13 protein-coding genes are annotated in these 15,464 nt (G+C 63.6%); 5 read left to right on the top strand and 8 right to left on the bottom strand.

Annotated features, from left to right (window positions below; all coding sequences use genetic code 11):
• Positions 1-29: 29 nt before the first annotated feature.
• The 6 genes from A3AC_RS0113620 to A3AC_RS0113645 all read right to left on the bottom strand — a co-directional run bounded on the left by A3AC_RS0113620 (position 30) and on the right by A3AC_RS0113645 (position 7,984).
• Complete coding sequence (locus tag A3AC_RS0113620) at positions 30-962, bottom strand: glycosyltransferase family 2 protein (protein ID WP_025599473.1); 933 nt, start codon at positions 960-962, stop codon at positions 30-32.
• 86 nt (positions 963-1,048) lie between these two features.
• The gene (locus tag A3AC_RS0113625) at positions 1,049-3,247 is read right to left on the bottom strand and encodes a polysaccharide biosynthesis tyrosine autokinase (RefSeq protein ID WP_035475126.1); all 2,199 of its coding nucleotides are present in this window, start codon (positions 3,245-3,247) and stop codon (positions 1,049-1,051) included.
• A 43-nt stretch (positions 3,248-3,290) separates the two neighbouring features.
• A complete protein-coding gene (locus tag A3AC_RS0113630) occupies positions 3,291-4,508 on the bottom strand; it encodes a polysaccharide biosynthesis/export family protein (RefSeq protein WP_025599475.1) in 1,218 nt (405 codons plus the stop codon).
• Positions 4,502-4,951 carry an arsenate reductase/protein-tyrosine-phosphatase family protein gene (locus tag A3AC_RS0113635; protein WP_025599476.1) on the bottom strand — a complete coding sequence of 150 codons (450 nt, stop codon included), beginning with the start codon at positions 4,949-4,951 and terminating at the stop codon, positions 4,502-4,504. The genes A3AC_RS0113630 and A3AC_RS0113635 overlap by 7 nt, the downstream gene beginning before the upstream one ends.
• Positions 4,952-5,076: 125 nt before the next feature.
• Positions 5,077-6,555, bottom strand: a complete 1,479-nt coding sequence (locus A3AC_RS0113640; RefSeq protein ID WP_025599477.1) for a UDP-glucose dehydrogenase family protein — start codon at positions 6,553-6,555, stop codon at positions 5,077-5,079.
• 31 nt (positions 6,556-6,586) lie between these two features.
• Positions 6,587-7,984: an undecaprenyl-phosphate glucose phosphotransferase gene (locus A3AC_RS0113645; RefSeq protein WP_025599479.1), complete on the bottom strand. Its 1,398-nt coding sequence runs from the start codon at positions 7,982-7,984 to the stop codon at positions 6,587-6,589.
• Between the two features lie 246 nt (positions 7,985-8,230).
• Between A3AC_RS0113645 and A3AC_RS0113650 the strand changes: the two genes are divergently transcribed.
• Positions 8,231-8,458, top strand: a complete 228-nt coding sequence (locus A3AC_RS0113650; RefSeq protein ID WP_156924613.1) for a hypothetical protein — start codon at positions 8,231-8,233, stop codon at positions 8,456-8,458.
• Between the two features lie 206 nt (positions 8,459-8,664).
• Complete coding sequence (locus A3AC_RS0113655; RefSeq protein WP_025599481.1) at positions 8,665-10,230, top strand: mannose-1-phosphate guanylyltransferase/mannose-6-phosphate isomerase; 1,566 nt, start codon at positions 8,665-8,667, stop codon at positions 10,228-10,230.
• Positions 10,231-10,363: 133 nt separating this feature from the next.
• Here A3AC_RS0113655 and A3AC_RS0113660 read toward each other — a convergent pair whose 3' ends face one another.
• A complete protein-coding gene (locus A3AC_RS0113660) occupies positions 10,364-11,860 on the bottom strand; it encodes a transposase (RefSeq protein WP_025599483.1) in 1,497 nt (498 codons plus the stop codon).
• 647 nt (positions 11,861-12,507) lie between these two features.
• Positions 12,508-12,804, bottom strand: coding sequence for a YciI-like protein (locus tag A3AC_RS0113665; protein ID WP_025599484.1), 297 nt, complete (start codon positions 12,802-12,804; stop codon positions 12,508-12,510).
• 464 nt (positions 12,805-13,268) lie between these two features.
• Between A3AC_RS0113665 and A3AC_RS0113670 the strand changes: the two genes are divergently transcribed.
• The 3 genes from A3AC_RS0113670 (at position 13,269) to A3AC_RS0113680 (ending at position 15,249) form a co-directional block, all read left to right on the top strand.
• Positions 13,269-13,568 carry a PsiF family protein gene (locus A3AC_RS0113670; RefSeq protein WP_025599485.1) on the top strand — a complete coding sequence of 100 codons (300 nt, stop codon included), beginning with the start codon at positions 13,269-13,271 and terminating at the stop codon, positions 13,566-13,568.
• Positions 13,569-13,841: 273 nt separating this feature from the next.
• Positions 13,842-14,294 (top strand): hypothetical protein, encoded by a 453-nt coding sequence (locus tag A3AC_RS0113675; protein WP_025599487.1) that lies wholly within the window; start codon positions 13,842-13,844, stop codon positions 14,292-14,294.
• 367 nt (positions 14,295-14,661) lie between these two features.
• Complete coding sequence (locus A3AC_RS0113680) at positions 14,662-15,249, top strand: BPSL1445 family SYLF domain-containing lipoprotein (RefSeq protein WP_025599488.1); 588 nt, start codon at positions 14,662-14,664, stop codon at positions 15,247-15,249.
• Positions 15,250-15,464: the final 215 nt, after the last annotated feature.

Raw genomic sequence — 15,464 nt, forward strand, 5'->3', positions numbered from 1 at the left:
CGCTCGCGCCCGGTGCTCTCGCCGCCTCGTCAGGCGGTACGCGAGAGCGCGCGCCGCGCTTCGTGCGCGCCGGTGCGCACAGCCCGCCAGCGCGACAGCTTCAGGCGTGCCTGTTTGGACAGCAGCCCGAGCGCTGCATGCGTGAGGCCCGGATACACGCGCGTGCCGACGAGCGTCCACCACCACCACGCGGTTTCGCGGCGCAGCGGCGGCAACTGGTCGCGCAGGATCAAATGAAAGTTGAACGCGGCGTTGCGCAAGGCGGCCATGGTCTGGGCGTCGCGGCGGTCGTCGTCGAAACGCTCCGCGGGGAAATGATCGACCGCGACGCGCGGGTCGTACATCAGCTTCCAGCCTGCATTCTTGACGGCGAGGCTGAACGCCATGTCGTTGTGGACCTGGGCGCCCGCACCGCGCAGCCGCGCATCGAAACGGATGTTGCGCACCGCCTCGCGCCGGTAGCTCATGTTGGCGCCCTTCAGAATGTCGACTTCGCGCGCGCCGCCCACGCCGAGATGATGGTTGCCGATAATCTTTCCGTGCGCCGTGACCTTGCCGACGAGCGGGCGCTCGCCGTCGAGCACGCGGCCTTTCTCATGCACCCAGTCGCGCCCGCCCAGCGCGCCGAGCCGCGCATCGCTTGCGAATGCGGCGGCAATGCGCTGCACCCAGTCGGGATGCGGCGCGGCGTCGTCGTCGGTGATGGCGATCACGTCGCCTCTGGCCGCGTCGAGTCCGCGATTGAGCGCGGCAACCTGGCCGGGCACGTCGACGAGCGCCACCGACAGCGGCAGCTTGCCCGGCACGGCCGGATCGCGCAGGCAGGTGTGGGTCGCCTCGTCGTCGGCGCGCGCCACCACCACGACTTCGTCGGGCGCGCGCGACTGTCGTTGCAGCGCCGCGAGGCAGCGCGCGAGGTCGGCCGGGCGGCGGTAAGTCGGAACCAGTACCGTCACTTTCATTGCGATGTCCTTGTTGCAATGTCCTTGATTGTTTTCAGCGGGCGCAACGCGCCCCGCTCCGCTCTGGTGCCCACGTGCTCACGTGCTCAGGTGCTCAGGTATTCCTGGACCGCGGCGTAGCTGCGGTCGTAGCCGCCGCGAGCCCGCGCCGGCATGCCGTTAAAGATGCCGCCCTGCACGTGCACGCCGGCCGCGCGCAGGCGCTTGAGCGCGTCGATGATTTCGCCTTCGCTGTGCATGCCCGAGCGCATCACGAAGAAGGTCGAGCCGGCATACGCGCCGATGATCGACGCATCGGTCACGGCGAGTACCGGCGGCGTGTCGATCAGGATCACGTCGTAGCGTTTCGCGAGACCGTCGAGGTATTGCGGCAGCCGCGGCGACATCAGCAGCTCGGACGGATTCGGCGGACGGCGCCCGCAAGAAATGAAGCCGAGGTTCTCGATATCCGACGTGCGGATCGCCTCTTCCAGCGAGATCTGGCCGCTCAGCAACTCGGAAAGGCCGTTCTCCTGCGTGCCGCCCAGATAGCGCTCCAGCACGCCGCGCCGCATGTCGCCGTCGATCATCAGGACGCGCTTACCCGAATGCGCGAGCAGCACGGCGAGGTTGACCGTGAGGAAGCTCTTGCCGACGCCCGCCATCGGGCCTGTGAGCATGACGATGCGGTTCTTCGCGTCCATCAGCGTGAACTGCATCGAAGTGCGCAGGCTGCGTAGGCTTTCCACCGTGACGTCCTTCGGCCGCGCGTTCGCCAGCACCGAACGCAGGCGCTCGCCGCCGCGCTGCAAGCCGTTTTCGAGCAGCGCCTGCTCGGAGCTCAACGGCACGAGGCCGAACACCGGCAGATGGAAAGCACGCTCGATATGCTCTGGATCGTCGATGCCCTTGAACATGTTGCGGCGCAGGAACACGAAGCCGGTGCCCGCGATCAAGCCGAGAATCGTCGCGGCCGACAGGATCAGCGCCTTCTTCGGCTTCACAGGCGAGCCCGGACGCAGCGCGGCGTCGACGATATGCACGTTGCCGCCGGTGCCCGCCTTCTGCACCGACAATTCCTGCACGCGATTGAGCAGCAGCACGTAGATGTCTTCCGCCACCTTCGCGTCGCGCTGCAACTGCACGGCCTTGACTTCAGTGGCCGGCAGATCGCGGAAACGGTCCGCGTATTTTGCGCGCTGCGCCTGCAACTCGGCCATCTGTTCGCGCGCGGCCTTGAGCATCGGATGGTCGTCGCCGTAACGCTCGGTGAGTTGCGCCATCTGCAGGCGCAGGCCGGCGATCTGCTGCTCGTATTGAACACTGCCTTCGAGGTAGACCTTGGCCTCGTCGCTCGCATTGATGGAGCCGGACTGGCGTTGATACGCGGTCAGCGCCGCCTCGGCGCGTTCGAGGTCGGCCTTCAGGCGCGGCTCTTCGCTCTTCAGGAAGTCGAGCATCTTGCTCGCGTCGGCCTGCTTGTTCGAAATGTGCTGGCGCACGTACGACTGCGCGAGCGCATTGGCGACGAGCGCGGCGTGCTCGGGGTTCTTGTCCTCCAGCGAGATCTGGATCACGCCGGTCTGCTTGCCCTGCTCCTGCACGGTGATTGCGGACTGGAACGCGCTGATCGCGTCGAGGTCGTTTGCGCGGACCACGGTGAACTCTTCGCCCGGGCGCGCCACCAGCTTGTCGACGAGCATCGTCACGCCGCCGCCTTGTGCCTGCTGGCCGACCTGGCCGCGCAACAGCAGCGCGCCGTTTTCCGCATACAGTTCGTAGCGCCCACCCTCGAGCGCTTTCATGGTCAGCTTCTGGCCTTCTAGCGCAGGCAGCACGTCGATGGAATCGACATCGGCCACCTCGCCGCCCCATGCATACGACGAGAGTCCAAGCCATGGCCGCGCAAGCTCGCCAGGCTTTGCGATGCGCGCCGCGATGCTGCCGAGCAGCGGCAGCATCTTCGGCGTGACGCTGAAGTTCAGCTTCATCTGCTCGACCACAGGACCGACCACGCCGCGGCTCTTGATGATTTCGATTTCGGCGTCGGTCGGCAGCGAACTGGAGCCGCTCGTGATCGCCGCGCCGGTCTGCGTCTGCGTGAGCGCCTGCGATGTGTTGTCCGCCTGCTCGACACGCACGTGCGCATCGGCCGAATAGATCGGCTTGGCGAGCACACAGTAGGCGCCTGCAATCGCGACGACCGCCGCCGCGATTGCGATCAGCCACCAGATGTCGTCGATGATCACCTGCACCAGTTGCCCGAGGACCACGTCCTCTTCTTCGGTCCTGAGCGGACCGGCCATGTGTGGAGAGATTTGATTGCTCACAATTCGATCCCGGGTCTGGTTAGCGCGTCAGTTGTTTCAGGTAGAACAGCGTCTGCACGCTCGGCAACACCTGCTGCAACACGCGGTTGAACGTGGTCGAGGCAGCGGTGCCCACATACACGACGTCCAGCGGCTGCAACTGGAACTGCGCGGACAGCATGATCGCGTCGGGCTGCGTCATGTCGAGGCGGTACACGTCCGGCGTGGTCGGATGCTCGCGCATGCCGCGCATCACGAAGATCTGCCGCGGGTTCGCGTCGGTGTCGAGAATGCCGCCGGCCTGCGTGAGCGCGTCCGCAATCGTGAGACGCCCCTTCAGCATCGGCACCTGGATCGGCGTCTTCACCTCGCCCATCACGAAGATGCGGCTGTTGCTGCGGTCCGGCACGTTGATCACGTCGCCGTTTTGCAGCATCACGTTCTGCGTGGTGTCGCCGGCATCCAGCATGCGGTTCGCGTCGAGCACGTAGAGCTTGTTGTTGCGCGTGAGGCGCACGCGCTGGATGTCGGCGTCGGCGGTCGTGCCGCCCGAGCGCGTGAGCGCGTCGACGAGCGTGAGCGGCACGTCGCTCACCGCGAGCGGGCCCGGCGTCTTCACTTCGCCGGTGACCTGCACTTTCTGGCCGCGATACGAGAGCACGCGCACGTCGACCTGCGGATTGCGGATATAGCGCACGAGACCGCTCGCGAGCTGATCGCGCAACTCGCCGACGGTCTTGCCCGCGGCCCTGATGCGGCCGACGAACGGGAAATAGATGGTGCCGTCGGCGGCGATGGTCTGTCCGTACGGATCGGCCTGGCCCGGCAGCGCGGCCGTGTACGGCTGCTGCAACGCGCCCGCGATAGTTTGCGTGCTCGTGCCGCCCGCCGACAGCGTGCTGCCCTGCGGCGTGGTCAATTCGGGGTGATCCCACACGGTGATGCCGAGAATGTCCTGCGGCGAGAGCCGGTAGACGTATTGCGACGGATCGGCGAAAGCAGAGGTCGGCAGCGGACGCGGCGGCGCGCTCGCCTCGGCCTGGGCCTGGGCGGCGACGACGCTCGCGTCGATGACGTGAACCGGATACGTTTCCGCGGCCTGGCTCTGGTGTTGACCATCGTCTTTCAGGCGCGACGTGTCGAGATAGTTGCCCGGTGCGGTTGCGCAGGCCGACAGAAAGGACGTCAGCAAAAGCGTGGCGGCGAACCTGGCGCGCACGCGTGCGAATGAGTGTGTAGCGAGTGTTTTCGTCAGCATATTTTTTTCAGCCATCCCATGACCAGATGTTCGATGAGCACGAGACTCTCCCGATAAGCGGATTCCTCGCCGCCGTGCGGGTCGGTGACGTCGGAAACGTCTTCCCACTTGCCGAGCGGAAAGACCTTGCCGCGCGAAGCCGGATCGAGCGCTTCTACCTCGCTCACCTGCGCGCGCTCGCTTACGAGCACGAGATCCGCGGACCGCACGAGCTGCCGGTCGAGACGCCGCGAGTGATGCGGACCCGAGGCGACGCCGCGCTCGGCGAGCAGGCGCTGCATGAGGGGGTCCATGCGCTGGCCGTTCATCGCACGGATGCCCGCCGAATGAAACGCGATGGACGGCGCCGCACCCTGCGCCCCCTGGCGCGCCTTGAACAGCATTTCGGCGGCGGGCGAGCGGCACACGTTGGCGTGGCAGACGATCAGAACGTTGGCGAACATGGCGGGCTCCTGATGAGGCGCGGCTATTTCATTCGAGCGGGCTTGCAAGCGGGCTTGAAAGCGGACCTGAGTCGGCCTGAAAGTGAGCCTGGAAAGCGCACCTGCAAGCCGCGCGGTCAGCGGGTCTAGTCGCCCGCCTGGGCGGCGGCGAGCGCATCGTCCTGCATGACCGGCAGGCCGTTTGCGCCGACTCCGTTTGCGCCGACTCCGTTGGCACCCACTCTGGCCGGCGCATTGCGCAGCGCATGCTGGCGGCCTATCGCGTGATACTCGATGCCGAGTTCGAGCAGCGCATCCGGCTCGTACAGATTGCGGCCGTCGAAAATCAGCGGCGTCTTCAGCATCGTTTTCAGCGCAGCGAAATCCGGGCTCTTGAAGACTTTCCACTCGGTCAGGATCACGAGTGCGTCGGCGCCCTCGGCCGCTTCCATCTCTTCATTCACGAACTGAAGCCGCGCGTGCTGTTGCGGCACCTCTTTGAGGTCGAGCGCAAACACGCGCTTCGATTCGTCTATCGCGACCGGGTCATATGCTTTCACGCGCGCACCGCGGCGCAGCAGTTCCGCAATCAGCGGACGGCTCGGCGCTTCGCGCATGTCGTCGGTATTGGGCTTGAATGCGAGGCCCCACACGGCGAATGTGCGGTCCGACAGGTCCTCGCCGAGACGCGCGACGATCTTCTGCCCGAGCACCTTCTTCTGTGTGTCGTTGACCGCTTCGACGGCTTCGAGAATGCGCAGGTTCGCGTTGTGATCTGCGGCCGTGCGGATCAGCGCCTGCACGTCTTTCGGGAAGCACGAACCGCCGTAGCCACAACCCGCGTACAGAAAGTCATAGCCGATGCGCGGGTCGGAACCGATGCCGCGGCGCACCGCCTCAATGTCCGCGCCGACGCGATCGGCGAGATTCGCAAGCTCGTTCATGTACGAGATGCGTGTCGCGAGCATCGCATTCGCCGCGTATTTGGTGAACTCGGCCGAACGCACGTCCATGTACAGCGTGCGTTCGCGATTGCGATTGAACGGCGCGTAAAGACGCTTCATCAACTCGCGCGCCTTTTCGCCGGGCACGTCTTCATCGCAACCGAGCACAATGCGGTCGGGCCGCGTGAAGTCTTCCACGGCGGCGCCTTCCTTCAGGAACTCGGGGTTCGACACGACCGAGAACATGTGATTCAGATTGCGCGCCTCGAGCTCCTCGGCGACCACTTCACGCACCCGCGAAGCGGTGCCGACCGGCACCGTCGATTTGTCGACGATCACCTTGAAGCCCGTCATATGGCGGCCGATGTTGCGCGCCGCGGCGAGCACGTATTGCAGGTCCGCGGAACCGTCTTCGTCCGACGGCGTCCCCACCGCGATGAACTGGATGTCGCCATGCGCGACCGCCGCTTCCACATCGGTCGAAAACGTCAGGCGCCCGGCCTTGCGATTGCGCGCGATGATCTCCTGCAGACCCGGTTCATGAATCGGCACACCGCCGCCGTTGAGCACGTCGATCTTGCGCTGATCGACGTCGAGACAGAACACGTCATGGCCGATGTCGGCCAGACAGGCGCCCGTCACGAGGCCCACGTAGCCACTACCGATGATCGTCAGGTTCATGTATTACCTCGCAGGAAATTTGAGTGGGTGTTCAATATGCATTGCTGCCGACAAAGCCCTTCCAGAGCGTCAGCACGACGATCTTGATGTCGAGCCAGAAGGTCCAGTGCTGCATGTAATAGAGGTCGAGCTTGACGCGGCCCATCATCTTTTCGATGCGGTCGGTCTCGCCGCGATAGCCGTTGATCTGCGCCCAGCCGGTGATGCCCGGCTTGATCCGGTAGCGATGCATGTAGCCCTTCACCAGATCCTTATAGATGTCGTCGTGTTCGAGCGCATGCGGACGCGGCCCGACCACCGACATCTCGCCGCGCAGCACGTTGATGAATTGCGGCAGCTCGTCGAGGCTCGTGCGCCGCAGGAAGGCGCCGACCGCGGTAATGCGCGGATCGCGGCGCGTGGCCTGAGTGATTTTGCCGGCCTCTTCCTTGTGCACCCGCATAGAACGGAACTTGTAAATTTCGAACTCGTGTCCGTCGATACCCTTGCGTTTCTGACGGAAGAACACGGGGCCCGGCGAGCTCAGCTTGACGAGCACCGCGATCACGAGCATTACCGGCGCGAGCGCGGTCAACGCGGCGAGCGCGAAGAGCCGGTCGAAAATGCGCTTGGGCAGCACGCGCAAATCGGTGATCGGGGACGCAGCCAGGTTGATGGCCGGCACGCCGAGCAGCTCCACCATCGGCTGATTGAAGAGCGTGAGGCTGCGTACATCCGGAATGAAGCGGATGTTCACGAAGTCGTTGCGCAGATCCATCACAATGCGATGTATTTCCTTTTCCTTCGAGATCGGCAGCGCGAGCCACAGCTCGCGAATCGCGCGCTGGCGCACGAGCTGGATCATGCGCTGATAGTCGCGTTCCACCGGCACGCCTTCTATCGCGTCGGCGGCGTCGGGGTCTTCGTAGGGGTTGATGGTGCGGTCCTCGTCGAATACCACGACAGGGCTGAAGCCGGCGTCCGGACGGCTGCGCATCTGCTGGATCAGAAAGCGCCCATACGGCGCACCGCCGACGATTGCCACCGCGCGCTGATTGAAGCCCTCGCGGCGCAGCCCGCGCAGAATCGAATAGACGATCACCTTGTTGACGACCAGCAGCACGATGGCGGCGAGCGCCCAGTAGACGAGCCACAGCCGCGACAGACTGTCCGCGCGATGCAGGCTGAAGCTGATCAGCACGCCGGTGACCTCGACCATCGCCCAGCCGCCGGCGACACGGCACAGCAGGTCGTAGAGCGGCTTGCCGCGCCACGACTGATAGATGCCGAGCGCGGGAAAGAACACGACCACGAGCAGTACGTCGAAGGCCAGCGACACGCTTTGCATATCGTCCAGCCACACTACTTTCCCGCTGTGCACGGCCGCCGCGATCGCGGCGCCGAGCGTGACCATCGCGATGTCGATGAGTCTCGATAGAACGCTCAGCATGCGCTACCCCTCAGTTCGTCAGTCAAGTGCCATCCCGTTGGTTAGTCGGCTGCCTTGCCGGTTGCCTGGCCGGCTCGTTGTTCAGGAAGAAGGCCCGCTCGTTCCCGCTGCGGCGCACGCAACGCCGGTAGTCGCGTCGGCAGATTAATTGCCCGACGCGAAACCGATCAAAGCCGTGCCAATTGCAATTCCGCTTTCCGCCTTGCTGAACCGTCGCTCGGCCGCCTGCGAAAAACGTGTCTCGGAATGAGTGAATGTCCTTCTACAGGTATGAATAAAGCGCTATTAAAATTCACGCCGCAAGGCCGCAAAAATCTCAAAATGTATCGGTCAAAAATTCGGAATTTCTTTGCGATTTTATCCGGCAGTTTTTACCGGATTGGGACGGGTCTGCTGCTTTTTTCAGCGCGCTTGCGGCCGGATCGGCGCCTTGTTGCGCGGATCGCGTGCGCGATCGAGGCGGTGCGGCGGTGATTATTGTGGCGCAGGCGCCGGTGTAAAAAAACCGCACTCCCATTTTTTGACTTATTTTTTATTTTAGAAATTCGCGGCGACATTTTTTGTTCATCAAGTGTGTGGCTTTATGACGGGCTTTATATAGTTTCCATTTAACGCGCTTTTATTGATTTCAATGTTCGTGATAAAACTCCACGCATTCAACCAGTCCCGAGGAGTTCATCATGACAGCTCCGGTTACGGCCACGTCCGCCGACACCCGGCCCGCAGAAGCGCTGCCCGCGCAGGTCAAACTGAAGGTTCATCCCGTGATCCTGGCAGGTGGCTCCGGCACGAGGTTGTGGCCGATGTCGCGCGAACAGCACCCCAAACAGCTGATCGGCCTGCTCGGCGAAGATTCGCTGCTGCAATCCACCACGCGCCGTCTTGACGGGCTGGAAGCCGGCTATCCGCTGACCGGCAAACTCGTCGTGGTGGCGAACGAGGAACAGCGCTTTACGACCGCCGAGCAGTTGCGCACCATCGGCAAGCCGACCCGCCTGATTCTCGAACCGGTAGGCCGCGATACCGCCCCCGCGCTGACCGTGGCCGCGCTTTCCGTCGCGGCTCAAGACGAGGACGGCATCATGGTGGTGATGCCCGCGGATCACGCGGTCACCGACATCAAAGGTTTTCATGCGGCCGTCGCCGCGGGCGTGCAGCATGCAGCGGCGGGCCAGATCGTCACGATGGGCATCGTGCCGACGCGCGCGGAAACGGGCTACGGTTACATCCGGATTGGCGCGGCCATCGGCACGCCTGGCGATCCTGATGAAACGCAAGCAGCGGATCATGCGGACACAAGCGCTGCTGTCGCCGCGCACAGGCTCGATCGCTTCGTCGAAAAGCCGCATCTCGAACTGGCGCAGCGCTATGTCGAGTCACGCGAATACTGGTGGAACAGCGGCATTTTCATCATGCGCGCGTCGACGTGGCTCAAGGCGATCCGTCACTTCCAGCCGGCCATCTACGAAGCGTGCGAAGCAGCCTACGCAGGCGGCAAGGCAGACGGCGACTTTTTCCGCCTGCAGCGCGATGCGTTCAGCGCGTCGCCTTCCAATTCGATCGACTACGCGGTGATGGAGCAGCTCGGTCATGACCAGAACGTCGCCGCGGGCGTAGTCGTGCCCTTGCAGGCAGGCTGGTCGGACGTGGGCTCATGGGACGCGATCTGGGACATCTCGGAGAAAGACGCGGAGCAGAATGTTGGCCGCGGCCGCGTGATGTTCGAAGGCGCCTCCTCCACCTTCGCGCATTCCGAAGGACGCCTGATTGCCTGCGTCGGCACGCAGGACCTGGTCGTGGTTGAAACGGCCGACGCGATTCTCGTCGCAGACAAATCGCGCGTGCAGGACGTCAAGAAGATCGTGGGCCGCATTCGCAGCGAGGGCGGCCTCGAAGCGGCCAACCATCGCAAGGTGCATCGCCCGTGGGGCAACTACGATTCCGTCGATACGGGCGAGCGTTTCCAGGTAAAGCGCATTGTCGTGAAACCGGGAGCGCGCCTCTCGCTGCAAATGCACCATCACCGCGCCGAACATTGGATTGTCGTGCGCGGCACCGCACTCGTCACGCGAGGTGAAGAGCGCTTTATCGTCTCCGAAAACGAATCTGCTTATATCCCGCTCGGCGTCACGCACCGTCTCGAGAACCCCGGCAAGATGCCGCTCGAAATGATCGAGGTGCAATCCGGCTCGTATCTCGGCGAAGACGATATCGTGCGCTTCGACGACACTTATGGACGCCAATGAGGCACGCCAATAAGCGACGCCAATAAAGCCCCGAATCAGATACGCGAGGTCACTTGCAGGAACAGCGTTGAATCACAGCGAATGAAGCGGGAAGCTGCGGCGGTTGCTCCGACAGCCGCGGGGTACTGCGCGCTCATCCCGCGTGGGAGATGAGTTCTGTGTGCGACGGATAACGTTCTGCTTTTTCGCGGTCGGCGGCTGTGAGTGCTGCTGCCGCGTTGGCCTCAATGGCCGCATTGGTGATCGTTGCGCCGGTTGCCGGGCCGGTTGCCGCGTTCACGTTCACCGTACCTGTTACTGCGCGAGCGGCGGGCTCGCCCGTGTAACGACGCAGCGGTCCACGAAACGCATTCAACGAACCATGCAACGGCACGCCGTGATGCGCGGCAACCTGCTCCGGCATATGACGCATGCCCGTCATGTAACCGGCCTGCGACGCCGCGTATGGCGCGTGAGCCGCTGGCGCGTTCGGGGCGTTCGGTGCGTTCAGCGCGGGCCTATGCAGCGGCGCATGCATCGACGTTGCGTGCGTTTGCGGTGCGCGCAACGTCGACGCTGCGCCGGTGGCTTGTGTTGCTTGTACTGCTTGCGCGGCCGCCAGCGTCGCGCACTCGCGATCGATCCACTGCGCCGCCCACTCGAATGCATAATGCTCGGCTGAGTCCGCGTCCGCAAAGCGCGGACCGACGAGGCCGGAACGCTCCACGCGCTTGCCGTCCTTCATGATTTCCGCCCATGCGCGATACATCGAGTTGGGCACGCGCTCGGCGGCGACATAGATCAGATAGCCGTGCCGCTCGGCGACCTGCCGGCCGCGCGGTGCGAGACTTGTCGACAGCGGGCTGCGCTGCAGCGCGGCTCCGGAGATTTCGCGCGCCGATGCAATTGCCGAATTCAACCCTTGCATGGCGGCACCGACTGCGCCCGCTTCGTTCATCGCGCGCAAGTCGGCGCGCAGCGGCGGGCGCGGCGCATAAGCGACGGATGGCGTCGGCAAGGCCGGCGCGCGCGGTACCGGTGCGTGGGCTACATGGGTTACACGTGCGGCATGTACGGCTTGAGCAGATCGGGCGGCCTGTGCATCTTGTGCGGCTTGCGCTCCACCAGACTCGCCATGGTCGAAGCCCGCCAGTTGACGCGTGATGTCCGCGATGGGATCGGCCGAACGCCAGGCCCGCAGTTGGGACGGCTGAGCCGGGTGCAACGCGTTCGACGCGTTGCCGGGCGCCTGCCACGACTCGGGGCTCTTCCACGATACCCCGCGCGGACTTTCGTCGCGCATGCTGGGTGCTTCCGCAACCGGCGCAGCGGGTTTGGCCGCGACGGGCGGTGCAGGTTGAGGAACATACGCGAACTTGCGCCCTGTCCTGGACAGAAGCCGAACCATTTCGAGCAGCGTGCCGTTCAGTTGCCATTCTTCGAAACGGCGCCGGCAGGTGGGACCCGACGGATAACGGCCCGGCAGCTTCGACCATGGCTCTCCGGTAGTCAGGATCCACAACACGGCATTGGCCACGACACGTGGGTCGGCGCGGGGCCGCCCGCGCCGGTTCAGACGGACGGCCGGCTCATCAGAGACAAGCGCTGCCAGCAGCGCCCATTCGTCATTGCTTAGCTCATCGAAAAACATGGATTTTCTCCACGCAGCCTGGCCGGGCCGCGGCTTTGGGCCGACCACGGATTCAACCTTCACGATCCGTGTATCACCCTCGGTTGCACAAATATGTCTTTTACGTTCTGTTTGCTGGTCACTACCGCCCTGTGTCAGTGCGGTTTATCCCTATTGCGAAGCACAAAACGTGGTCTCACTCGTGCATGGGAGAATTGTGCACGAAGCATACCATCCCCAGGGTTTGCGTGAATATCGTTGCGACAAGTGTTACGGATAGAAACAAACTTGTGCTTTTCACTCCATTAATTCACGTCATGCCGTAACGGAAATGTTCCTGCGATAGCGCCGAAATTGCTATTGAATGCGGTAAGAGTCGGCAAATAGAGAGGCAAAAGCGCTGCAAATGTGCGCCAAAAAACGCGAGAACGCGCATGGCGAGGGGCGCCGCATTGCCTGCCCGATTCGGCAGCGTCACCGCGCAATGACTCCTTCTACGCCCTGCTTACCCGCATGCGCCGATTCGTTGCGCGCGCATCGAGTCAACGGTGCCGGTGCGAGATGACATCGCTGTGGCAATAATGGCTCGCGGCGTGTTCGAAGGAGCCACGCGCGACGCATGGCCGGTGAGTCTTTTGCCCGCTCTGCTGCGGGCCGGGCGCGAACCGCTAACGGATTGGATTGGTCGCGCCCTCGCCGACCACGGTGGTCCATTCGCGCACACGCCAGCGTGCAACAAGGCCGGCGCGCACATAGGGGTCGGCTTCGGCAAAGGCTTGCGCGACGCGAGGCGTGTCGCCCTTGAAAAGGAGCACGGCGGTATCCACAGGATCGGCCAATGCGCCGGCAAGCACCAGTTCGCCGCGCTCCGCCGCTGCCCAGGCCAGCTTCAGGTGCGCCTCGCGATGCTCGCCGCGCCGTTCCAGGTAGTCCGGCACGAGGTCATAGGTCAAAAGATAGTGCATGTCAAATCCTCCTGGTTAGTTCATGTCACCACAATACGCCGCAACCTGACGGCATATGGACACAGCGAATACGCGAATTGGCATTAATGATTTTCCTCAGGATTTCCTTACCAATTGCGATTCATGTGCATTCGCAGCAACTTCGCGCTTCCTTGGAACAATGCAGTGCGAATTTCCAACCGCTCAACCCGCAGCGCAGGCGGCGAATTACAGTCGAATTGCATAGCCGTTTAATCTGCAATGCATAATATAATTACTGGTCCGTATTGCTTCATCCAACGGATGCCAGTTTGCGCGAGCCGCCGCTCCATCAGGGAAAACCAGCGGACACCACTGTCAACGGGAACGCGGTATTGACCGTTGATGCAGACAGCATTTGCCGTAATGGACTTGCCGAGGGCCGGTTGCCGTCGACGCCCACGTGCATGAACACCAAAAACGTTTACACACCGATGGAGTGTCACATGAAAATCCAATCCGCAATCGCGGCCATGGTACTTGGTGCCGTCTTCGTTTCGCCTGCGTTCGCACAAAACAGCCAGCAGACCAAAATGGCCGACTGTAACAAGCAGGCCGGCGACAAGAAAGGCGACGAGCGCAAGGCGTTCATGAAGAGCTGCCTGTCGGCCAAACCGGCCGCCGCGCCGATGAGCCAGCAGGACAAGATGAAGGCATGCAACACGCAGGCGACCGGCAAGAAAGGCGACGAGCGCAAGGCGTTCATGAAGAGTTGCCTCTCGTCCGCACCCGCAGCGGCCAACTGATCCACTAGCACTTACGCACGCCGCGTATCTCGCGCGGCGCTGCGTTCGCGCAGCTTCCTCGCGCGTTGCATTCTTTGCTTCGCGTTCTGCACTCCCCACTTTGCGCTTTCCGTTTGCGCTTTTCAATCGCGCGCTTCGCCTCCCATGCCGGTCCTCCCGCCCGAACGCGGCGTTTTTCTTCTATGATGGCTGCGGAGACGGCCCACCCCACACAACATTCATACGGGCCGCCATCTTGTCGTTGATGCCGCAAAGCATCGATTGGAGGCAAGGATGGTATCGAAGCATAAAAACCGCTGGTTGAGGCGGTGGGTGGTCGTCATCGTGTTCTGGGCGGTGCCCGTGGCGATCGTTGCAGTCAGCGAGATTCGCGAGGAGATGGCCTACAACGCCGTCGACCTCGACCGCGCGCTGACCACCTGGAATTTCACCGACGCGCAACGGGCGGCCGGCGCTCCCGCGCGCTGCCACGGCAAGCCGGAGGAGGCGCAAGCCGCCGGTTGTCCCGCCGACGTGCTGGCGGCCAACGCGCCGCGTCAACAGGACGCCCGCAATGAATACAGCGTGCGCCGCTCTACCCTGATGGTCTATCTCTGGCATGCGTTCGTCGGCTACTGGATCGTGCCGGCGCTCACGCTGCTTTTTATCGGCGTGTTGATCGGCGCGGTGCGCCGCGCGCTGAGGCGCCCGCCGGCGGTGAAGAGTCCGGCCAACCACGGCGGATAGTCCGCGCGCGCGGCTGCATTTGCGGCGTCGAGGCAACACTTTTCTGTTCGATGCCGACGGAAATGTGCCGTGCCCGAGTCGGTAAAAATGGACGACGGCACGCGTTCCCGCCGGCGTGCCGCGCAACTCGGGCGCTTCAAAACGGCCGCGACGAGGCCCGTTCGACCACGCTGCCGCGCAGCCCGCGAGGGCCGCCGCGCGACCGGTCAAATTTACAGCCGGCTCGTTTCGATCTGCCGCAAAGCCCCGTCACATAAGGCTTTTCGCGTTGCGAGCGAGGGCGCCTTTTGGCGCACCGTGTGATATAACTCAAAGGCACCCGCGCGATTTCTCGCGGTTGCGCCCCGGAACCATACGGAGAAAAACGATGCAAAGACGACACTTCATGTTGAAGACAACCGCTGCGCTCGCTTTCGGAGGCCTTGCTCTCGCCGGATGTACAACCAATACCGGCGGCCGCGACACGGCGGCCACCGATTCGTCCAAACGCCGCTCGATCGACGCGGACGTCGACGGCACCATGTCGCGGCTATATACGACCGTGAAGGGTTCGCGCGAACTCGTCTCCAAGGCGCGCGGCGTGCTCGTGTTCCCGTCGGTGCTGCAGGCGGGCTTCATCGTCGGCGGCCAGTACGGCGAAGGCGCGCTGCGCGTGGGCGGCACCAGCGTCGGCTACTACAGCACGATTTCCGGCTCGTTCGGGCTTCAGGCCGGCGCGCAGTCGAAGGCCATCATTTTCCTGTTCATGACGCAGGACGCACTCGACAAATTCCGCAACGCGGACGGCTGGTCGGTGGGCGGCGACGCATCCGTCGCGCTCGTGAAAATGGGTGCGAACGGCGCGATCGATTCGAATACGGCCACGGCGCCAGTCGAAGTATTCGTGCTGACCAATGCCGGGCTGATGGGCGATCTGTCGTTGCAAGGCACGAAGGTTTCGCGCCTGAAGATTTGAGGCTGCAGGGTTGCCGGGCGGGTTGCGTCAACGGGGCTTGGCCAGCGAACCGAAAGTAAGCGCACTGATAGTGGCGCCGAGCTGCTGGGTCGGTCGCTGGGTCGGTCGCTGCGTCGGTGCTGGCGCCGCTCAGCCCTTGGGCCGCATTTGCAGCGGGACCTGCTCTGTCCGGGTTCTGTCGCAACGTAGTCCGCGCAACCTGTCCGTCGCAGCGC

This window comes from Burkholderia sp. WSM2230 (assembly GCF_000472445.1).
In the GTDB taxonomy this organism is placed as follows: Bacteria; Pseudomonadota; Gammaproteobacteria; order Burkholderiales; family Burkholderiaceae; genus Paraburkholderia.

Bases quoted from the DNA above. Each gene is read 5' to 3' on its own strand.
- A3AC_RS0113620 (WP_025599473.1), bottom strand. From the start codon at position 962: ATGAAAGTGACGGTACTGGTTCCGACTTACCGCCGCCCGGCCGACCTC.
- A3AC_RS0113625 (WP_035475126.1), bottom strand. From the start codon at position 3,247: ATGGCCGGTCCGCTCAGGACCGAAGAAGAGGACGTGGTCCTCGGGCAA.
- A3AC_RS0113630 (WP_025599475.1), bottom strand. From the start codon at position 4,508: ATGCTGACGAAAACACTCGCTACACACTCATTCGCACGCGTGCGCGCC.
- A3AC_RS0113635 (WP_025599476.1), bottom strand. From the start codon at position 4,951: ATGTTCGCCAACGTTCTGATCGTCTGCCACGCCAACGTGTGCCGCTCG.
- A3AC_RS0113640 (WP_025599477.1), bottom strand. From the start codon at position 6,555: ATGAACCTGACGATCATCGGTAGTGGCTACGTGGGCCTCGTGACGGGC.
- A3AC_RS0113645 (WP_025599479.1), bottom strand. From the start codon at position 7,984: ATGCTGAGCGTTCTATCGAGACTCATCGACATCGCGATGGTCACGCTC.
- A3AC_RS0113650 (WP_156924613.1), top strand. From the start codon at position 8,231: ATGAGTGAATGTCCTTCTACAGGTATGAATAAAGCGCTATTAAAATTC.
- A3AC_RS0113655 (WP_025599481.1), top strand. From the start codon at position 8,665: ATGACAGCTCCGGTTACGGCCACGTCCGCCGACACCCGGCCCGCAGAA.
- A3AC_RS0113660 (WP_025599483.1), bottom strand. From the start codon at position 11,860: ATGTTTTTCGATGAGCTAAGCAATGACGAATGGGCGCTGCTGGCAGCG.
- A3AC_RS0113665 (WP_025599484.1), bottom strand. From the start codon at position 12,804: ATGCACTATCTTTTGACCTATGACCTCGTGCCGGACTACCTGGAACGG.
- A3AC_RS0113670 (WP_025599485.1), top strand. From the start codon at position 13,269: ATGAAAATCCAATCCGCAATCGCGGCCATGGTACTTGGTGCCGTCTTC.
- A3AC_RS0113675 (WP_025599487.1), top strand. From the start codon at position 13,842: ATGGTATCGAAGCATAAAAACCGCTGGTTGAGGCGGTGGGTGGTCGTC.
- A3AC_RS0113680 (WP_025599488.1), top strand. From the start codon at position 14,662: ATGCAAAGACGACACTTCATGTTGAAGACAACCGCTGCGCTCGCTTTC.